Origin of the sequence: Pantoea sp. ACRSB (genome assembly GCF_022346905.1) — a bacterium.
GTDB classification, from domain to species: domain Bacteria; phylum Pseudomonadota; class Gammaproteobacteria; order Enterobacterales; family Enterobacteriaceae; genus Pantoea; species Pantoea piersonii.
This window is the reverse complement of the sequence record NZ_JAKRNL010000001.1, coordinates 571481-588282: the sequence shown is the minus strand read 5'-3', so window position 1 is coordinate 588282 and position 16802 is coordinate 571481. Positions and strand designations below refer to the sequence as shown.

Sequence of the window (16802 nt, the reverse complement as noted above, 5' to 3'; positions counted from 1 at the left end):
TTTGTTGCGTTATCAGTAAATATTTTAATCATTTTGTTAATGAACGGCTGGTTCATAAGCATACTTTTGCTTACGTGTCTTTACATTATCTGTTAACATAGCGCGGTTTCGATTGGATCTAAGCAGAAAGGTGTGGATCGGTTCGATCCGCGCTCAGTAAGCGTATGGAGCTTTCCGCCTGCCTACAGGTAATAAAGGAATAAAAACATGTCTAAGCATTCTCTTATCATAATGACTCTTGCGGCAACGTTATTAACGGGCTGCGCACGCACTGCGCCTGTACATAACGTCGACCAGTCACTTACGCAGCATTATTCTGATAACCAGATGAAAACTGCGATTATTGAGGCAGGACTCGGTCGCAAATGGGTGATGACGCCCGTCGCGCCAGGGGTAATTAATGGCCGCTATGCGCAGCGCGAGTTTGTTGCCAATATCCGCGTGACCTATACGCCGCAAAGCTATTCTATCCAGTACGTCAGCAGTCAAAACCTGAATGCGAAAGACGGGAAAATTCACGCCAATTATAACCGCTGGGTGAATAATCTTGACCAGGATATTCAGCTGCGTCTGGCCGCTCAGGCTCTGAAATAATATTGCGCCTGCCGTCGCTATCCTCAGGCGACGGCAGGCGTTTTCCTAAAGAAAAATTGTGGTTTGCCGATATTTAAAATCGCTGCACCTTCATTTTCTGCCGTGGTTATGCACGTCAGATCGTTATGAAGGCCATCCCAGCAATTATCCGTTTTTTCAATCAGGACATCGAAACGTTGCCTGGCTGGCGCTGATTTCGCAAGGCACAAAATAAGAGCGCAGTTATGAATTTGGCATATTCGCTTGTTGAATGGCAGGCACTGGCTCCGGGACTGGCCAGTCGGGATGTATGGCAACGCTGGGCGCAGCAACCTCCTGTTTTAGATCCGACTCTTCCTGTGGCAAAACCTCAATTCCTGCCGATGATGACCGCGCGTCGTCTGAGCAGCGGCAGCCGCGCGGCCGTAGAGTGTGGACTCGCCTTACTGGCGCGCCAGCCCGCGGACGCGGTGGTTTTTACCAGTCGCCACGGTGAGCTGGAGCGCAACCTGCGTATCCTTACGGCGCTAGCGGACGAGCAGGCGCTTTCGCCCACCGATTTTGCTATGTCGGTGCATAACTCTGCCGTCGGCAGTTTGACTATCGCCGCGCAGCAACCGCTGGTTTCGACCTCGATCTCTGCGGGTATCGACTCCTTTCAACAGGGGCTTATTGAGGTCACTGCGCTGCATCAGGCGGGATACAAAAAGGTGCTGTTAGTCGACTTTGAGGGCGCCATACCCGATTACTATTCGCCCTGGCTGCCAGAGTGCGCTGGACAGGTGCCTTACGCGGTCGGGCTTGTGCTGGCCGTGGGCGACAGCCTCAGATGTTCAGCTCGCCCGCAAACGGGCAAGCTGCCCGGCGCGCTGCCTCAAAGCCTGGCGTTCCTGCACGGTATGCTGAGCGATGCGTCTGAATTTACCCTGCCGGGTGCGCGTATGGACTGGCAGTGGGAGAAATGCCATGGCTGATTCCTCTATCGTCATGCGTCGTCGCTTGAACGTTAACTATTACTGGCGGCTGGTTATGACCGCCGTAAGCTTTAGCTTGTTTAGCGTAGGCGGCCTGTTGCTGTCGCTTATCTGGTTCAATCTGCTGCTGCTTTTTCAGCGCAATACAACGCGCCGCCGCGCGCTGGCCCGCCGCAGTATTGCCTGGAGCTTCCGCTGTTTCCTGCGCTTCTGCCGGTTTGTTGGCGTCTATGACTATCGCATTATCGGCGCGGAGCTGTTACAGCAGGATAAAGGCTGCCTGATTGTCGCTAACCATCCCTCGCTGATTGACTATGTGATGATCGCCTCGGTACTGCCGGAGATGGACTGTCTGGTTAAAGCGGAGCTGCGGCACAACCTTTTCTTCCGCGGCGTGATACGCGCGGCGGACTATCTGATTAACAGCGAAGCTGAAACGCTGCTCCCTGACAGTCAGCAGCGTCTCGCACGCGGCGACACCATCCTGATCTTTCCTGAAGGAACGCGCACGCGCTACGGCGAGGCCCTTAAGCTGCAGCGGGGCGCTGCCAATATCGCGGTGCGCGCCGGCTGCGCGCTGCGCGTGGTTCATATCAGCTGTACGCAGCGTATGCTCGACAAGCAGAGCCGCTGGTATCAAATTCCACCGGTTAAGCCGCTGTTTACCGTGTGCGTACAGGCACAAATCAGCAGCCATCCCTTTCGTGCAGCCAGTGAGGACGCGCAGCCTCTGGCGGCGCGTCGCCTGACCCGCTACCTGCAGCAGGCACTGGTACCACCCCAAGAAAAAGACGTTTGACGGAAACACAATGGACGCACTTATCAACACCCTAAAACAGATGATCATCGAGACGCTGAATCTCGAAGACATCACGCCCGATGATATTGAAACCGAAGCGCCGCTTTTTGGCGAAGGCCTGGGGCTGGATTCAATCGATGCGCTTGAACTGGGCCTGGCGGTGAAAAACCGCTATGGCGTGGCGCTTTCCGCTGAAAGCGAGACGCTGCGCGCGCACTTTTTCTCCGTTGCCACTCTGGCGACATTTATTAAACAGCAACAGGCATAAGCGTCAGGAGCCAACCTGTGATGAATAAAGATGAGATCTATCAGGAAGTCGCTTCGTTGCTGACCAGCCTGTTTGAAACCGATCCTGAGGCTATTCGCCCGGACGCGCGTCTGTATGAGGATCTTGAGCTCGACAGCATCGATGCGGTTGACATGGTGGTGCATCTGCAAAAGCGTACGGGCCGCAAAATCAAGCCGGAGACCTTTCGCTCTGTGCGAACTGTGCAAGATGTCGTGGATGCGGTTGAGCAGCTAATGCGAGAGAGCGCCTGAGCCGATGTTGTCTGCCGCGCTGCGTCTGCTGAATGCGCTTTCGCTGCTAATGTGGCCGTTTATCGTGCTGCTCGTTGCAGCCCATCCGCAATGGCAGATTCTGTTCTGGCCACTTAGCGTTATCTTTGCGCTGCGCTGGTGGTTGCTGCGCGGCAAGCCCGCTGCGATGACGCGGCTCAGCGCCTGGCTGTCGCTGTTCGGCGCAATCTTTACTTTCAGCGCCGGCGCGCTGCGCAGCCTGCATCTGCTGTTGTGGTATCCGGTACTGGTGAATTTGCTGCTGCTCGTTATGTTTGCCGGTTCGCTGCGCGGCCCGATGCCGCTGGTGGAGCGTATCGCGCGCCTGCGCGAGCCGAACCTGTCGCCGCAAGGCGTCAACTATACGCGCCGCGTTACCTGGCTGTGGTCGCTGTTCTTCGTGTTTAACGGCAGCGTCGCCGCAGCGACCTGCGTGGCAGGAAACCTTAACTGGTGGACGCTTTGGAACGGTGGCATCAGTTATCTGCTGACAGGCTCGCTGATGGTAGGGGAGTGGCTGGTGCGCCAGCGAATCAGACAGGAAAGATGAAGATATTACCGGTCAGCTTATGGCTAAACGCGCCTGAGGGCGTGGTCGCCTTTCGCGGCGAGCGTCCGCTGCTGCGCAGTACCATGCGCCGTCAGGCCGCTGCGCTCGCCGCGCGCTTCGCCGCTGTGCCAGAGAAGCGCTGGGCGCTCTGTTTCGACGACACCTACCGCTTTTGCGTGGCGCTGCTGGCGGCCTGGTACGCGGGTAAGACCCCGGTGATCCCAGGCCACTGTCGCGCCCGGCAGCTGGAGGAGATGCGTGCGGAAATAGACGGCGTCGTCAGCGATATGCCTCTTGATATCAGGCTGCCACATCTGATGTGGCGTGAAGAAGAAAGCGAGGATGCGCTGCCGCCGCTGCCTGACGATGCTGCGCTGGTGCTGTTTACCTCTGGCTCTACCGGTACGCCGCGCGCCGTACACAAGCCGCTGGCGGTGATGGAGCGTGAGGCGCAATGGCTTATTGAACGCTGGGGCGCTCAGGCCGCATCGTGTCGGTTTATCGCCTCCGTCAGCCACCAGCATCTGTATGGGTTGAGTTTCCGCCTGTTTATGCCGATGTCGCTCTCTTGTCCGTTTGCGGCGCATCAGATCCTGTACAACGAGCAACTGACGCAGCTGGAACGAGATAAGCCTTACGTTTTTATCAGCAGTCCCGCTTTTTTACGTCGTCTTGACGCATCGCTTGCCGCGCCAGAGTGCGCGCTGGTTATTTCCGCGGGCGGCATGCTGGAAGAAGAGCATGCGAAGGCCGCGCAGCAGGCGCTGGGCTGCCGCATCAACGAGATTTACGGCAGTACAGAAACAGGCGTGATCGCCTGGCGCGAGCATGATGGCGAAACGCCGTCCTGGCGCTGCTTTCCCGCGGTTCGCCTGAACAAAACAGAGGGCGAACGCTGGCAGATCTTCTCAGATTTGCTTCCTGACGCCAGCGGCTGGCTGCTGGACGATCGGCTGGAGACAGACGAGACCGGATGTTTTCAGCTGGCGGGACGCCACGATCGCGTAGTGAAAATCGAAGATAAACGCGTCTCGCTGAGCGAAGTGGAACGCCGCGTACTGGCGCTGCCAGGCGTAAAAGATGCCGCCGCGCTGGTGATGACGCGCGGCAGCCGTCGTGCCGTCGCCGTTGCCGTACAGCTTGACTGGCAGCCAACAGCCGTGGAGCTGAGTCGGCTAAAACGCCTCTGGCGCGGGCAATTGCATCCCTGGCTGGAGCCGGTCGCGCTACCGCGCTACTGGCGCGTCGTAGAAGAGATGCCTGTCACCAGTCAGAGCAAACGCGCCTGGACACAAATTGAGGAGCTTTTTCATGTTGCCGATTGAGCGCAGCCGTAAAATCAGCGGATCGCAGGCGCTGTTTCACTTTCAGGTTGAGGCCGACCTTTTCTGGTTTCAGGGCCATTTTCCCGCGCTGACCATTCTGCCCGGCGTGGCGCAACTCGACTGGGTTATGCACTATACGACCACGCTGCTGGCGCCAGGCAAGGTTTTCAGCGCGCTTGAAAATATCAAATTTCAGCAGCCGGTGCCGCCTGGTTCCCATCTCCAGCTTGAACTCGACTGGGATGAAAGCAAATCCCGTGTCAGCTTCCGCTATCTGCTGCTGCGCGATGGCGAGCAGCAAAGCGCCAGCAGTGGGAAGATCCTGCTGTGCTGAATACCGACTTTTCGCCCTGCGTGGTGATCCCTTGTTATAACCATGGCGCAACCATGGCGTCGGTGCTTGCGCGGCTGGCCCCTTTTAAGTTGCCGATCATTATCGTGGATGATGGCAGCGACGCCGCGACGCAGCAGCAGCTGGCGCAGCTTCACGCCGATCAGCTTGATATTTTGCGCCTGCCCGCGAATCAGGGAAAAGGGGCGGCGGTGATTTTTGGGCTGCGCGCCGCGAGACAACAAGGTTATACCCACGCCCTGCAGCTTGACGCTGACGGCCAGCATGCCATTGAGGATCTGCCTCTGATGCTGGCGGAGGCGCGCCGCTACCCGGAACAGCTGATCTCTGGTCGTCCTCGCTATGATGACTCGGTGCCTAAAGCACGGCTTTATGGACGCTATGTCACCCACTTTTGGGTATGGGTCGAAACGCTGTCATTCTCCATTAAGGACAGCATGTGCGGCTTCCGCGTTTATCCTCTGGTGCCCACGCTGGCGCTGTGCGACCGGCGCTCAATCGGCCAGCGAATGGATTTTGATACCGAGATTATGGTGCGGCTCTACTGGCAGGGCACGCCGAGCCGCTTTATCGCAACGCGCGTGGTCTATCCCGAAGCGGGCCTGTCGCATTTCGATGCGTTGCGGGACAATCTGCGCATTTCGTGGATGCATACCCGGCTTTTTTTCGGCATGTTGCCGCGCATCCCAAAGCTGGTGGCGATGCGCAGGCAACAGCGACACTGGTCTGGCGAGCCAGAGCGACGCGGGCAGGCCGGGCTGCGTTTTATGCTGGCGCTGTGGCGCTACGGCGGGCGGTTGCCCTTTACGCTGCTGCTCTGGCCAGTGGTGGCAGTCTACTGGCTGACCGGCCTGAACGCGCGTCGCGCGTCGCAGCGTTATCTGCAGCGCGTTGCCGCCTGCGCGCAAAGCCGCCACGTCACGCTTCCGCAGCCGCTCAGTAGCTACCGTCACTTTTTGCGCTTTGCTGAAGCGATGCTGGATAAAGTTGCCAGCTGGCGCGGCGACCTGCGCTGGGGCAAAGAGATTGACTTCGCCCCAGGCGCCGAGGCGACGATACGCCGGGCCGAGGGGAAGGGGCAGCTGATTCTGGCCTCTCATCTGGGCGATATTGAAGCGTGCCGCGCTATGGCGCAGCAGGTGAGCGGACTGGTTATCAATGCGCTGGTCTTTACCGATAACGCGCAGCGATTTCGCGCTGTGCTGGAAACCATTGCGCCTGATGCTGGCGTTAACCTGCTGCCTGTATCGAATATCGGCCCGGAAACCGCCATCCTGCTGCAACAAAAAATCGATGCGGGTGAATGGGTGGCGATTGTTGGCGATCGAACCGCAGTCAATCGCCAGCGTGGCGGCGTATCGCGCGTAGTCTGGAGCGATTTTCTTGGACAGCCTGCCCCGTTTCCTCAGGGGCCCTTTGTGCTGGCGTCGGCGCTGCGCTGCCCCGTAATGTTGATGTTCGCGCTGCGCGAGCAAGGGATGCTGCGCGTCTACTGCGAACCCTTCGCCGATCCGCTGCTGCTGCCGCGCGCCACGCGCCAGCAGGCACTGCAGGCGGCGGTGGATCGCTATGCGCAACGGCTTGAGGCTTACGCGCTGAAGGCGCCGCTCGACTGGTTTAATTTTTTTGATTTCTGGTCGCTGCCTGAGAACCGGGCGCGCCGCGAGGAGTCCCCGGATGAATAACAATCTGCACGCCGTCGAGGTAACGCTAACGGTCTCCTTCCACGACTGCGATCCCATGGGCGTGGTCTGGCACGGCAACTACTTTCGCTTTTTCGAACAGGCGCGCGAAGCGCTGCTGCGCCAGGTCGGCTACAGCTACGCTGAGATGGCGGCCAGCGGCTATGTCTGGCCGGTGGTTGATGCCCACGTAAAATATCGCCAGCCGCTGCGCTGCGAAGAGAGCGTCCGCGTTAGCGCGCGCATCACCGAATATGAAAATCGTCTGCGCATCGATTATGAAATAAAAAACGCCGCGGGGCAGGTCACGACGCGCGCTCACACGTTGCAGGTGGCGGTAAGCCAGCAAACGCAAGAGATCTGTTTTGTTTCACCAGATGTTCTACTGGAAAAACTGGGAGTAAAGGGATGTTGAAATATCTGTTCAGCGCGCTGCTGCTCTGGAGCAGCATCTCCAGCGCCGTCACGCTGGCCGAGCTGCAACAGCGGTTCGCCAGCCAGCCCGTGATCCGCGCCGATTTCGTTCAGACGCGCACTATCGCTGGCATGGCGCAGCCGCTGATATCACGCGGGGAGCTGCTGGTTGCCCAACCGCAGGGCCTATGGTGGCATCAGCGCACACCTTTCGCTATGACGCTGCTGCTTGATGATAAGCGTATGGTTCAGACCCTCAATGGTCAGCCGCCGCAGACAGTGACCGCCGAGGCTAACCCGCAGATGTTTCAGTTCAATCATCTGCTGCGCGCGCTGTTTGAAGCGGATGAACGCGTACTGCGAGAGAACTTTACGATCGATTTTCAGGATAAAGGCGACGCGCGCTGGTCGCTGGCCCTGACGCCGAAGTCTGCGCCACTGAATAAAATCTTCAGACGCATCGATTTGTCGGGCGAGACGTTCCTCGAGCGAATCGACCTGAACGATGCGCAGGGCGATCGCACGCATATCGAACTCAGCAATACCCGTACTCAGCCGCCACAGCTTAGCGCCGAGGAGCGTGCTCGCTTTGCCCCGTAACGCTCGCCTGCTGGCAGGTCTCTGGCTGATTTTCTGCGTCGCGCTGGCGCTAACGCTGGCGTTTATGCTGCCGCGCAGCCCGCTTAACAGCAGCGTGCTGGCGCTGCTGCCGCAGCAAACGCTTGGCGCCGCGCCGTCTGAACTGCAGCAAGGCTTTATGCAGCGCCTCGATCGGCAGCTGGTCTGGCTGGTGACGGCGGACGGCGACAAGGGCAGGCAGGCCGCCGTCTGGTGGCAGGCGCAGCTGCAGACGCTACCGGAGCTGAAAGCAGTTGAGGGCGCGCTGGATGAACAGCGTCAGTCAGAGTGGGGACGGTTCGCCTGGTCCCACCGCAACGGCTTAATCGACGACGCCACGCGTGAACGGTTACGCAATCAGACGCAGGCTGACTGGATACTGGCGCAGCTTTTCTCCGCCTTCGCCGGCGTGAGCAGCAAAGAGATGCAGGGCGATCCGCTTATGCTGACGCGCGGGTCGCAGCTGACCCTTCAGCAAAACGCCGATCGTATGGTGCTGCGCGACAACTGGCTGACGGTACAGGAGAACCAGGGAAAGCGCTGGTATTTTCTGCATGGCGAGCTGGCGACCAACGCCTTCAGCATCAAAGAGAATCATGCGCTGGTTATGCGGCTTAAGGCTCTTGAGCAGCAGCTAAAATCACGCTGGCCCGACGCGCAGCTGCTGACGCGTGGCACCGTACTGTTCAGCGACGATGCCAGCCAGCGGGCGCAAAAGGATGTGGAAACGCTGGGCGCGGTGACCATCGGCGGCGTGCTGCTGCTGGTGCTGCTGGTCTTTCGTTCGCTGCGTCCGCTGCTGCTCAGCCTCGCTTCAGTCGCCGTCGGCGCGATGGCCGGTACGGTAGCGACGCTGCTCTGCTTCGGCGAGCTGCATCTGATGACGCTGGTGATGAGTCTCAGCATCGTCGGCATTTCGGCGGACTATACGCTCTATTATCTGACGGAGCGGATGGTGCATGGCGCGCACGCCTCGCCGTGGGAAAGTCTGCATAAGGTGCGCGGCACGCTGCTGCTGGCGTTGGGCACCACGGCGATCGCCTGGCTGTTAATGCTGCTGGCGCCGTTTCCTGGCCTGCGCCAGCTGGCGGTATTTGCCGCCAGCGGTCTGACCGCTTCCTGCCTGACGGTGATCCTGCTCTATCCCTGGCTGGTACGCGGTCTGCCTGTGCGTCCAGTGCCGCTGATGGTCTGGTTTGGGCGCTGGCTGGCGGCGTGGCGCCGTAATCGCTATCTGCGCGTCGGCCTGCCGCTGAGCCTGGCGATCTATGCGATTGCGGGCGTCAGCCAGCTGCGCGTCGATGATGATATTGCGAAATTGCAAAGCGCGCCGCAGTCTTTACTGGCGCAGGATCGCCTGATCGCCGCGCTGACCGGTCAGCGCACAGATCAAACCTGGTTTGTGGTCTGGGGCGATACGCCGGAGCAGACGCTGCAGCGTCTGGCTAAGCTATCGCCTGCATTGCAGCAGGCGAAGCGAGCAGGCTGGCTGGAGACAGCGCGCATTCTGCCGCTACGTTCGCTGCAACAGCAGCAGGAAGATGCGGCGCTGCTGCGCGACGCGGCCCCGCGCATTATGGCAAGGCTGCAACAGGCAGGTCTGACCCTGCCGCCGCCTCATATCGAACCGATGCCCGTTACGCCAGAGGCCTGGCTGGCCAGCCCGCTTAGCGCCGGCTGGCGGCTGTTATGGCTGTCACTGCCGGATGGACCTAGCGGCGTGCTGGTGCCGGCAGGCGGGGTGCACAACAGCGCAGCGCTGCAGCATCTGGCCGAACAGCTGCCGGGTGTCAGCTGGGTTAATCGCAAGGCGAGCTATGATGCGCTGTTCAGCTTCTGGCGTACGCTGCTGAGTGGCCTGCTGGCGCTGGCGCTGCTTTTTATCGCGCTGAGCTACGTGCTGCGTCTGGGATTAAAGGCGGGCTTGCGCAGCGTCACGCCCTCAGCGCTGTCGTTAGCCGTGGCGCTCGCCACGCTCGGCTGGCTCGGCGCCTCGCTTAATCTCTTTGCGCTGCTGGCGCTGACGCTGGTGCTTGGCATCGGCATCAATTACACCCTGTTTTTCAGCAACCCGAAAGGCACGCCCCTGACCTCGCTGCTGGCGGTGTCGCTGGCGATGATGACCACCTTGCTGACGCTGGGGATGCTGGTATTCAGCAGCACCAGCGCCATATCCAGCTTCGGCGTTGTGCTGTGCAGTGGGATTTTCAGCGCCTTTCTGATCTCGCCGCTGGCGCTGCGGCCATCTAAATCAAGGAAAAGAAAATGCGGCGAGTCGCTCTGACTTTGTTGTCGGTTTTACTGATGAGCGGTTGCGCCAGCCATGCGCCCGATAGCGCGCGGCCTACCGCCTGGCTCAAGCCTGGCGTGCGCGTCACGCTGCCGCCGCCGGGCTTGACGCCGGGGTTCCAGCAACAGCAGTTGCTTACCGGCGAGGTCGGGGGAAAAAGCCAGTCGCTGCTGGTGCTGTTAAACGCGGACGGCGAGAAAATCGAACTGGCCGGATTGTCCTCAGTAGGTATTCGCCTGTTTCGCGTCACCTACGATGCCCAGGGCATTCACAGCCAGCAGCTGATGCCTCTGCCGCAGCTGCCGCCAGCCAGTCAGGTGCTGGCGGACATCATGCTCAGCCAGTGGCCGGTTGCGGTGTGGCTGCGAGCACTGCCGCCAGGCTGGAAGCTGGAAGATGTGGGCATGACCCGGTTGCTGCGCGACGCGCAGGGCAACGTCGTCACTGAAATTAACTACCTACAACGTGGCGGCCAGCGCGAGCCGGTCAGTATCCGGCAGCGAGCGTTTGGCTACCAGATCCGTATTCAACATCTGGATGCATCATGATTTACATTTCCGCGTTTGGCATGCTTAACGCGCTTGGCAATGATTTAACGACCATTGCGCAAAATCTGAAGCGCGGTCTCGCGCCGGGCATGCAGCCGCGCGACGGCTGGCTGAGCGGCGGACGACGCTGCTGGCTTGGTGCGGTAGAGGGCGAATTGCCTGCGGTGCCCCCGCATCTGGCGGCGCATAATACGCGCAATAACCAACTGCTGCTGGCGGCACTGGCGCAAATTCGGCCAGAGCTGGATGCGGCAGTGGAGAAACACGGTGCCGGACGAGTTGCGATTGTGCTGGGCACCAGCACCTCAGGGGTAGATGAAGGCGATCGATACAGGCGCGCGCCTTACAGTGACTATCACTATCAGATGCAGGAGCTGGGCGATCCGTCGCGCTTTCTGGCGAATTATCTCCAGCTTGACGGCCCGGCATACACTATCTCCACCGCCTGTTCGTCCAGCGCGCGCGCCATTATCAGCGGTCAGCGGCTGATTGCCGCCGGGCTGGCAGACGTGGCGCTGGTCGGCGGCGCGGACTCGCTCAGCCGTATGCCGATTAACGGTTTCGACAGCCTGATGTCGCTTTCTGAGCAGCGCTGCGCGCCTTTTAGCCGCGAGCGCAACGGCATCTCTGTCGGCGAAGGTGCCGCGCTGATGCTGTTGACGCGCGAGCCGCAGCCGCTGGCCTTGCTGGGCGCAGGGGAGTCATCGGATGCCTGGCATATGTCAGCGCCGCATCCTGAAGGCGAGGGGGCCCAGCGCGCTATGCAGATGGCGCTGAACAGCGCAGGCATTACGGCGCAGGAGGTGGGCTATATCAACTTACACGGTACGGCGACGCCGCTTAACGATCAAATTGAATCCAGAGTGGTGCACCGTTTATTTGGTAACGAGGTTCCCTCAAGTTCGACCAAGCATCTTACCGGCCATACGTTAGGCGCAGCGGGCGTTATCGAAGCGGCTCTCGCCGCCCTGATCCTGCGCGACGGTTTACCGTTGCCTCCTCAGGATTTTTCAATGACAACCCAGGATGAGAGCCTGCCCGACTGCGGGCTGCTGCTGGCACGACAAAGGCTACAAAAACCCGTTATCGCCTCGAACTCTTTTGCCTTTGGCGGTAATAACAGCTGCCTGATTTTAGGACGTTTATGATGAGTAAAGCGCTTTCCGCCCACGACTATTTGCCGCATCGGACGCCAATGGTTCTGGTTGACCGCGTGATTGCAGTAGATGATGAGAGCGTACATTGTCAGGTTTCTACTGCGCCCGACGGCGTGCTTGCACCTTTCCTTAATGCGCAGGGCGAGCTGCCCGCCTGGTTTGGCGTCGAGATCATGGCGCAAACCGTGGGTGTCTGGTCCGGCTGGCATGCCAGGCGCGCCGGGGCACAACAGATCCAGCCCGGCATGCTGCTGGGGGGACGAAACTGGCGCGCAGCGGCGGCAACCTTTCCCGGCGCGATCACGCTCGATATTACGCTGCGTCTGCTGATGCGCGACGAGCGTATGGGCAGTTTTGAGGGTGAAATCTGCTATGGCGATCGCGTACTCGCCAGTGGCAGGCTAAACACCTATCAACCTGACGAACAAGAGTTACAACAACTGATTTTACAAGGAAAACAGCCATGACGCGTTCCGTGTTAGTTACTGGCGCAAGCAAAGGGATTGGCCGCGCCATCGCGCTGCGCCTGGCGCAGGACGGCTTTCAGGTTGCGGTGCACTTTAACCGCGACCAGGATGGTGCAGAGCAGACGCTGGCGCTTATCCAGACCGCAGGCGGCAGCGCGCGTTTGCTGAGTTTCGACGTGGCGGATCGCGCCGCAACGCGCGCCGCGCTGGAAAAAGATATCGATGCCTATGGCGCTTATTACGGCATTGTCAGCAACGCAGGCATCACGCGCGACGCCGCTTTCCCCGCACTGACCAGTGATGAGTGGGACAGCGTTATCCATACTAATCTCGACAGCTTTTACAATGTTATCCAGCCTTGCGTAATGCCGATGATCGGCCTGCGTCAGGGCGGACGCATTATCACGCTCTCTTCGGTTTCCGGCATTGCGGGCAATCGCGGGCAGGTTAACTATAGCGCGGCGAAAGCCGGGATCATTGGCGCCACCAAGGCGCTGGCGATCGAGCTGGCGAAACGCAAAATCACCGTGAACTGCATCGCCCCCGGACTGGTGGATACCGGTATGGAAGGGCTGGAACCGCATGTGGTGGAGGAAGCGCTGAAAATCGTCCCGATGAAACGTATGGGCGCGGCGGAAGAGGTGGCCGGGCTGGCGAGCTATCTGATGTCTGACATCGCCGGTTATGTTACGCGCCAGGTTATTTCTATCAATGGAGGCATGCTGTGACGCATCGTGTAGTAGTAACCGGCATGGGTGGCGTCACGGCTTTCGGCGAGCAGTGGCAAGAGATAGCGACGCGTCTGCGCGCCGGTAAAAATGCGGTGCGTCGCATGCCGGAGTGGCAGGTTTACGACGGCCTTCACACGCTGTTGGGCGCGCCGATCGATCGCTTTGAGCTACCGGCACACTATACCCGAAAACGCATTCGCTCTATGGGGCGTGTCTCGCTGCTGGCGACACGCGCAACCGAACTGGCGCTGGAACAGGCGGGCTTGATTGATCATCCTGCGCTGGTCAGCGGCGAAACCGGCATTGCCTATGGTTCTTCCACCGGCAGCACAGGGCCGGTAAGCGAATTCGCCACCATGCTGACCGAAAAACACACCAATAACATCACCGGCACCACGTACGTACAGATGATGCCGCATACCACAGCGGTTAACGCCGGTCTGTTTTTCGGGCTGCGTGGACGGGTTATTCCTACCTCCAGCGCCTGTACCTCAGGCAGCCAGGCGATCGGCTACGCCTGGGAAGCGATCCGACACGGCTATCAAAAAGTGATGGTTGCAGGCGGAGCAGAAGAGCTGTGCCCTTCGGAAGCGGCGGTGTTTGATACGCTGTTCGCCACCAGCCAGCGCAACGACGCGCCCGAAAGCTCGCCTGCGCCTTTCGATCATCAGCGGGATGGTCTGGTGATCGGCGAAGGGGCCGGCACCTTGATTCTTGAGTCGCTGGAGCATGCGCAGGCACGTGGCGCGACCATTTACGCTGAGCTGGTGGGATTCCATACCAACTGCGATGCGGCGCATATTACGCAGCCACAGCGTGAAACCATGCAGATCTGTATTGAGCGTGCGCTGCACAGCGCTAACCTGACGCCGGAACATATTGGCTATATCTGCGCGCATGGTACCGCCACCGATCGCGGCGATATTGCGGAAAGCCAGGCGACGGCGGCGGTGTTTGGCAACAGTACGCCTGTTTCATCGTTGAAAAGCTATTTTGGTCATACCCTGGGCGCGTGCGGTGCGCTGGAAGCGTGGATGAGTATTGAGATGATGCGTGAAGGGTGGTTTGCGCCGACGCTGAATCTGCATCAGCCCGCGGCCGAATGCGGTGAGCTGGACTACATTATGGGCGAGCCGCGGCTGCTGGAAACCGATTATATTCAGTCGAATAACTTTGCCTTTGGCGGCATTAACACGTCACTTATCTTTAAACGCTGGCGCGACGCCTGACGGCACCCCTTTATTTACTGAACGGCCACTCCCGCGACGCGCAGGAGTGGCCACCGCCTGCCGCTCCTGTGCTTGTCCGCCTGAAATACGATTTCGCTTGCAATAAAATTAAGGCTACGCATAATCGCAAACCGTAATAATAATGATTATCAGTAACCTTAGCATTAGGGATCGACTATGCGCCGTTCGCTTTCTTCTCCCGGATTTAAACCGACGCTGCTGGCTCTGTTCGTCAGCACCGGTTGTTTGCCAGTGATGGCTGCTACTACCAACACCAATAACGCTTCTTCAGCGGCCCGCGAGGCCGCGCCTGCCGCCAGCAGCAGCGAGCAGACCCTGACCGTTACCGCCGCGCCGCAAAGCGATTTCAAACCCGGCGGCGACCAGCTGGTGCCCGCTTACCTTGATGGTCAGGTGGCCCACGGCGGCCGTCTCGGCATGCTGGGCGAGCAAAACGCTATGGACGTGCCGTTCAACGTCATCGGCTTTACGTCGAAAATGATCCAGGATCAGCAGGCGAAAACCATCGCCGACGTGGTGAAAAACGACGCGGGCGTACAAAACGTCAAGGGCTACGGCAATTTTGCTGAAAGCTACCGTATTCGCGGCTTTGAGCTTGATGGCGATGATATGACCTTTGGCGGTCTGCCTGGCGTCGTGCCGCGTCAGGTAATGGACGCTTCGCTGGTCGATCGCGTTGAGATTTTCAAAGGGGCGAACAGCCTGCTAAACGGCGCGGCAAGCACCGGCGTCGGCGGCGTGATTAACCTGGAGCCGAAGCACGCGGACGATCTGCCGCTGACCCGCGTGGGAGTCGACTACACCTCCGATTCCCAGACCGGCACCACTATTGATACCGGTCGCCGCTTTGGCGATGACAACCAGTTTGGTGTGCGTCTAAATGCCGTTCATCGCGAAGGCGAAACCGGCGTGGACGGCGAGAAGAAAAGGACCACGGCGGTCTCTGTTGGACTGGATTATCGCGGCGATCGTCTGCGTACCTCGCTGGATGTCGGCTACCAGAAAAAAACCTTCCATGACGGGCTGCAGGGCGTCAACATCAGCGGCGTCGATTTTATCCCTGCTGTGCCGTCAAATTCGCATAACTACAGCCAGAAATGGGTGTACAGCAATATGGAGTCGGAATTCGGTATCGCGAAGGCGGAGTATGACCTGAGCGACAACTGGACCGCCTATGCAGGACTCGGCGCGCAGCATGCGCACGAAACCGGCAACTACGGCACGCCGAAGCTGACGAACAGCAACGGCGACGCGACCCTCAGCACGTTCAATAGCACCCATATCCAGGACAATATGAGCGGTATGGCGGGCCTGCGTGGACATTTTACGACTGGCTTCGTTACGCATCAGGTCAATGTCGGCTATTCCGCGCTGACCACCAATGCTAAAAACGCTTACAACATGTCTCTGACCGGGACAGCGACCAATATCTACGCGACTGAGGACATTGATGCGCCGTCGCCCAACTTTGCCGGCGGGAAATTCTCCGATCCGCTGACCACGGCGCGCTCGCGCACTCAGGGCTATCTGTTGAGCGATACGCTGGGGTTCTTTGACGACTCGGTACTGCTGACGCTGGGGGCGCGCCATCAGAAAGTCGTGGTGCGCAACTACAACTACAACACCGGCGCCGAAGATACCTCGTCGCGCTATACCAATAGCCGCTGGATGCCGACCTACGGCCTTGTCTATAAACCCTGGCAGAGCATTTCCCTCTATGCGAATCACACCGAAGCGTTACAGCCGGGAGAGGTTGCGCCAGACAACAATACGGTCACCAACCCAGGCGCAATAACCGGCATTGCCCATTCGAAACAGAATGAGGTCGGCGTAAAAGCTGACTTTGGCCGCGTTGGCGGCTCGCTGTCGCTGTTCGATATTCGCAAACCATCCGGCATTATTAACGCTGCTGGCGCCTATGCAATGGACGGCGAAGAGCGTCATCGCGGCATGGAGACCAATATTTTCGGCGAACCTGTGCTGGGGCTGCGTCTGAACGCAAGCGCCACCTGGCTTAATCCAGAGATGGAAAAAACGGAGAACGGCACCTATGACGGTAAGCAGGCGATCGGCGTGCCTCGTTATAACTATGCGCTCGGCGCCGAATATGACATTAAACCGCTGGAAGGCCTGACCGCTACCGCCTTGCTGAACCACTCAGGTTCGCAATGGGCCGACTCCGCCAACACGAAAAAGATCGACAGCTACACCACGCTGGATTTAGGGCTGCGCTACCGTATGAAGCTCAACCAGAATGATATGGTCTGGCGCGTGGCGGTTGAGAACGTGACCAATGAGAAATACTGGGCTAACGTCGACAGCACAGGCACTTATCTGACACAAGGCGACGGCCGCACGCTGAAAGTCGGCGTCAGCTACGACTTTTAACCGGCTAAGGGGGCGCGCTTCGCGCCCCCTGTTTTTTGGTACCAGAAAACGCTGGCGGGCCAGCCGGTTTCATTTACACTGGTCGGCGCCGCAAGCCAGCGGCGATCCACTGATTTCTGTTGAGAA

Annotated in this window: 18 protein-coding genes; all 18 read left to right on the top strand. The window is 59.3% G+C overall.

The features are described 5' to 3' along the window. The first annotated feature begins 207 nt into the window (after window positions 1–207). Window positions 208–594, top strand: a complete 387-nt coding sequence (locus MHZ89_RS02920) for a hypothetical protein (protein ID WP_311781778.1) — start codon at window positions 208–210, stop codon at window positions 592–594. 224 nt (window positions 595–818) lie between these two features. After that, window positions 819–1547 (top strand): beta-ketoacyl synthase chain length factor, encoded by a 729-nt coding sequence (locus MHZ89_RS02915; RefSeq protein WP_311781777.1) that lies wholly within the window; start codon window positions 819–821, stop codon window positions 1545–1547. After that, on the top strand, window positions 1540–2346 hold the full coding sequence (locus tag MHZ89_RS02910) for a lysophospholipid acyltransferase family protein (RefSeq protein WP_311781776.1): 807 nt from the start codon (window positions 1540–1542) through the stop codon (window positions 2344–2346). The genes MHZ89_RS02915 and MHZ89_RS02910 overlap by 8 nt, the downstream gene beginning before the upstream one ends. A gap of 10 nt (window positions 2347–2356) precedes the next feature. Continuing rightward, a complete protein-coding gene (locus tag MHZ89_RS02905) occupies window positions 2357–2614 on the top strand; it encodes a phosphopantetheine-binding protein (protein WP_311781775.1) in 258 nt (85 codons plus the stop codon). Window positions 2615–2634: 20 nt separating this feature from the next. Next, window positions 2635–2886, top strand: coding sequence for an acyl carrier protein (locus tag MHZ89_RS02900; protein ID WP_409373225.1), 252 nt, complete (start codon window positions 2635–2637; stop codon window positions 2884–2886). 4 nt (window positions 2887–2890) lie between these two features. Continuing rightward, window positions 2891–3454 (top strand): hypothetical protein, encoded by a 564-nt coding sequence (locus MHZ89_RS02895; protein WP_311781773.1) that lies wholly within the window; start codon window positions 2891–2893, stop codon window positions 3452–3454. Next, the gene (locus tag MHZ89_RS02890; protein ID WP_311781772.1) at window positions 3451–4779 is read left to right on the top strand and encodes an AMP-binding protein; all 1329 of its coding nucleotides are present in this window, start codon (window positions 3451–3453) and stop codon (window positions 4777–4779) included. The genes MHZ89_RS02895 and MHZ89_RS02890 overlap by 4 nt, the downstream gene beginning before the upstream one ends. After that, entirely contained in the window at window positions 4766–5113 is a 348-nt protein-coding gene (locus tag MHZ89_RS02885) for a hydroxymyristoyl-ACP dehydratase (protein WP_126688685.1), read from the top strand. Before MHZ89_RS02890 ends, MHZ89_RS02885 begins: the two co-directional genes overlap by 14 nt. Continuing rightward, entirely contained in the window at window positions 5107–6816 is a 1710-nt protein-coding gene (locus MHZ89_RS02880; RefSeq protein ID WP_311781771.1) for a glycosyltransferase, read from the top strand. The genes MHZ89_RS02885 and MHZ89_RS02880 overlap by 7 nt, the downstream gene beginning before the upstream one ends. Then, window positions 6809–7228: a thioesterase family protein gene (locus tag MHZ89_RS02875; protein WP_311781770.1), complete on the top strand. Its 420-nt coding sequence runs from the start codon at window positions 6809–6811 to the stop codon at window positions 7226–7228. Before MHZ89_RS02880 ends, MHZ89_RS02875 begins: the two co-directional genes overlap by 8 nt. Then, on the top strand, window positions 7222–7827 hold the full coding sequence (locus tag MHZ89_RS02870; protein ID WP_311781769.1) for an outer membrane lipoprotein carrier protein LolA: 606 nt from the start codon (window positions 7222–7224) through the stop codon (window positions 7825–7827). The genes MHZ89_RS02875 and MHZ89_RS02870 overlap by 7 nt, the downstream gene beginning before the upstream one ends. After that, window positions 7817–10129, top strand: coding sequence for an MMPL family transporter (locus MHZ89_RS02865; protein WP_311781768.1), 2313 nt, complete (start codon window positions 7817–7819; stop codon window positions 10127–10129). The genes MHZ89_RS02870 and MHZ89_RS02865 overlap by 11 nt, the downstream gene beginning before the upstream one ends. Beyond that, complete coding sequence (locus MHZ89_RS02860; protein ID WP_311781767.1) at window positions 10111–10683, top strand: DUF3261 domain-containing protein; 573 nt, start codon at window positions 10111–10113, stop codon at window positions 10681–10683. The genes MHZ89_RS02865 and MHZ89_RS02860 overlap by 19 nt, the downstream gene beginning before the upstream one ends. Further along, on the top strand, window positions 10680–11831 hold the full coding sequence (locus MHZ89_RS02855; protein ID WP_311781766.1) for a beta-ketoacyl-[acyl-carrier-protein] synthase family protein: 1152 nt from the start codon (window positions 10680–10682) through the stop codon (window positions 11829–11831). Before MHZ89_RS02860 ends, MHZ89_RS02855 begins: the two co-directional genes overlap by 4 nt. Continuing rightward, the gene (locus MHZ89_RS02850; protein WP_409373224.1) at window positions 11831–12307 is read left to right on the top strand and encodes a 3-hydroxy-fatty acyl-ACP dehydratase; all 477 of its coding nucleotides are present in this window, start codon (window positions 11831–11833) and stop codon (window positions 12305–12307) included. Before MHZ89_RS02855 ends, MHZ89_RS02850 begins: the two co-directional genes overlap by 1 nt. Then, window positions 12304–13035: a 3-ketoacyl-ACP reductase FabG2 gene (locus MHZ89_RS02845; protein WP_311781764.1), complete on the top strand. Its 732-nt coding sequence runs from the start codon at window positions 12304–12306 to the stop codon at window positions 13033–13035. Before MHZ89_RS02850 ends, MHZ89_RS02845 begins: the two co-directional genes overlap by 4 nt. Then, complete coding sequence (locus tag MHZ89_RS02840; RefSeq protein ID WP_311781763.1) at window positions 13032–14267, top strand: beta-ketoacyl-ACP synthase; 1236 nt, start codon at window positions 13032–13034, stop codon at window positions 14265–14267. Before MHZ89_RS02845 ends, MHZ89_RS02840 begins: the two co-directional genes overlap by 4 nt. A gap of 177 nt (window positions 14268–14444) precedes the next feature. Beyond that, entirely contained in the window at window positions 14445–16676 is a 2232-nt protein-coding gene (locus MHZ89_RS02835) for a TonB-dependent siderophore receptor (RefSeq protein ID WP_311781762.1), read from the top strand. Window positions 16677–16802 lie beyond the last annotated feature (126 nt).

Excerpts from the sequence above, each read along its gene's own strand:
- MHZ89_RS02920 (WP_311781778.1), top strand. The coding sequence starts at position 208 with ATGTCTAAGCATTCTCTTATCATAATGACTCTTGCGGCAACGTTATTA.
- MHZ89_RS02895 (WP_311781773.1), top strand. The coding sequence starts at position 2,891 with ATGTTGTCTGCCGCGCTGCGTCTGCTGAATGCGCTTTCGCTGCTAATG.
- MHZ89_RS02885 (WP_126688685.1), top strand. The coding sequence starts at position 4,766 with ATGTTGCCGATTGAGCGCAGCCGTAAAATCAGCGGATCGCAGGCGCTG.
- MHZ89_RS02855 (WP_311781766.1), top strand. The coding sequence starts at position 10,680 with ATGATTTACATTTCCGCGTTTGGCATGCTTAACGCGCTTGGCAATGAT.
- MHZ89_RS02850 (WP_409373224.1), top strand. The coding sequence starts at position 11,831 with ATGAGTAAAGCGCTTTCCGCCCACGACTATTTGCCGCATCGGACGCCA.
- MHZ89_RS02890 (WP_311781772.1), top strand. The coding sequence starts at position 3,451 with ATGAAGATATTACCGGTCAGCTTATGGCTAAACGCGCCTGAGGGCGTG.
- MHZ89_RS02870 (WP_311781769.1), top strand. The coding sequence starts at position 7,222 with ATGTTGAAATATCTGTTCAGCGCGCTGCTGCTCTGGAGCAGCATCTCC.
- MHZ89_RS02875 (WP_311781770.1), top strand. The coding sequence starts at position 6,809 with ATGAATAACAATCTGCACGCCGTCGAGGTAACGCTAACGGTCTCCTTC.
- MHZ89_RS02845 (WP_311781764.1), top strand. The coding sequence starts at position 12,304 with ATGACGCGTTCCGTGTTAGTTACTGGCGCAAGCAAAGGGATTGGCCGC.
- MHZ89_RS02900 (WP_409373225.1), top strand. The coding sequence starts at position 2,635 with ATGAATAAAGATGAGATCTATCAGGAAGTCGCTTCGTTGCTGACCAGC.
- MHZ89_RS02915 (WP_311781777.1), top strand. The coding sequence starts at position 819 with ATGAATTTGGCATATTCGCTTGTTGAATGGCAGGCACTGGCTCCGGGA.
- MHZ89_RS02860 (WP_311781767.1), top strand. The coding sequence starts at position 10,111 with ATGCGGCGAGTCGCTCTGACTTTGTTGTCGGTTTTACTGATGAGCGGT.
- MHZ89_RS02910 (WP_311781776.1), top strand. The coding sequence starts at position 1,540 with ATGGCTGATTCCTCTATCGTCATGCGTCGTCGCTTGAACGTTAACTAT.
- MHZ89_RS02835 (WP_311781762.1), top strand. The coding sequence starts at position 14,445 with ATGCGCCGTTCGCTTTCTTCTCCCGGATTTAAACCGACGCTGCTGGCT.
- MHZ89_RS02905 (WP_311781775.1), top strand. The coding sequence starts at position 2,357 with ATGGACGCACTTATCAACACCCTAAAACAGATGATCATCGAGACGCTG.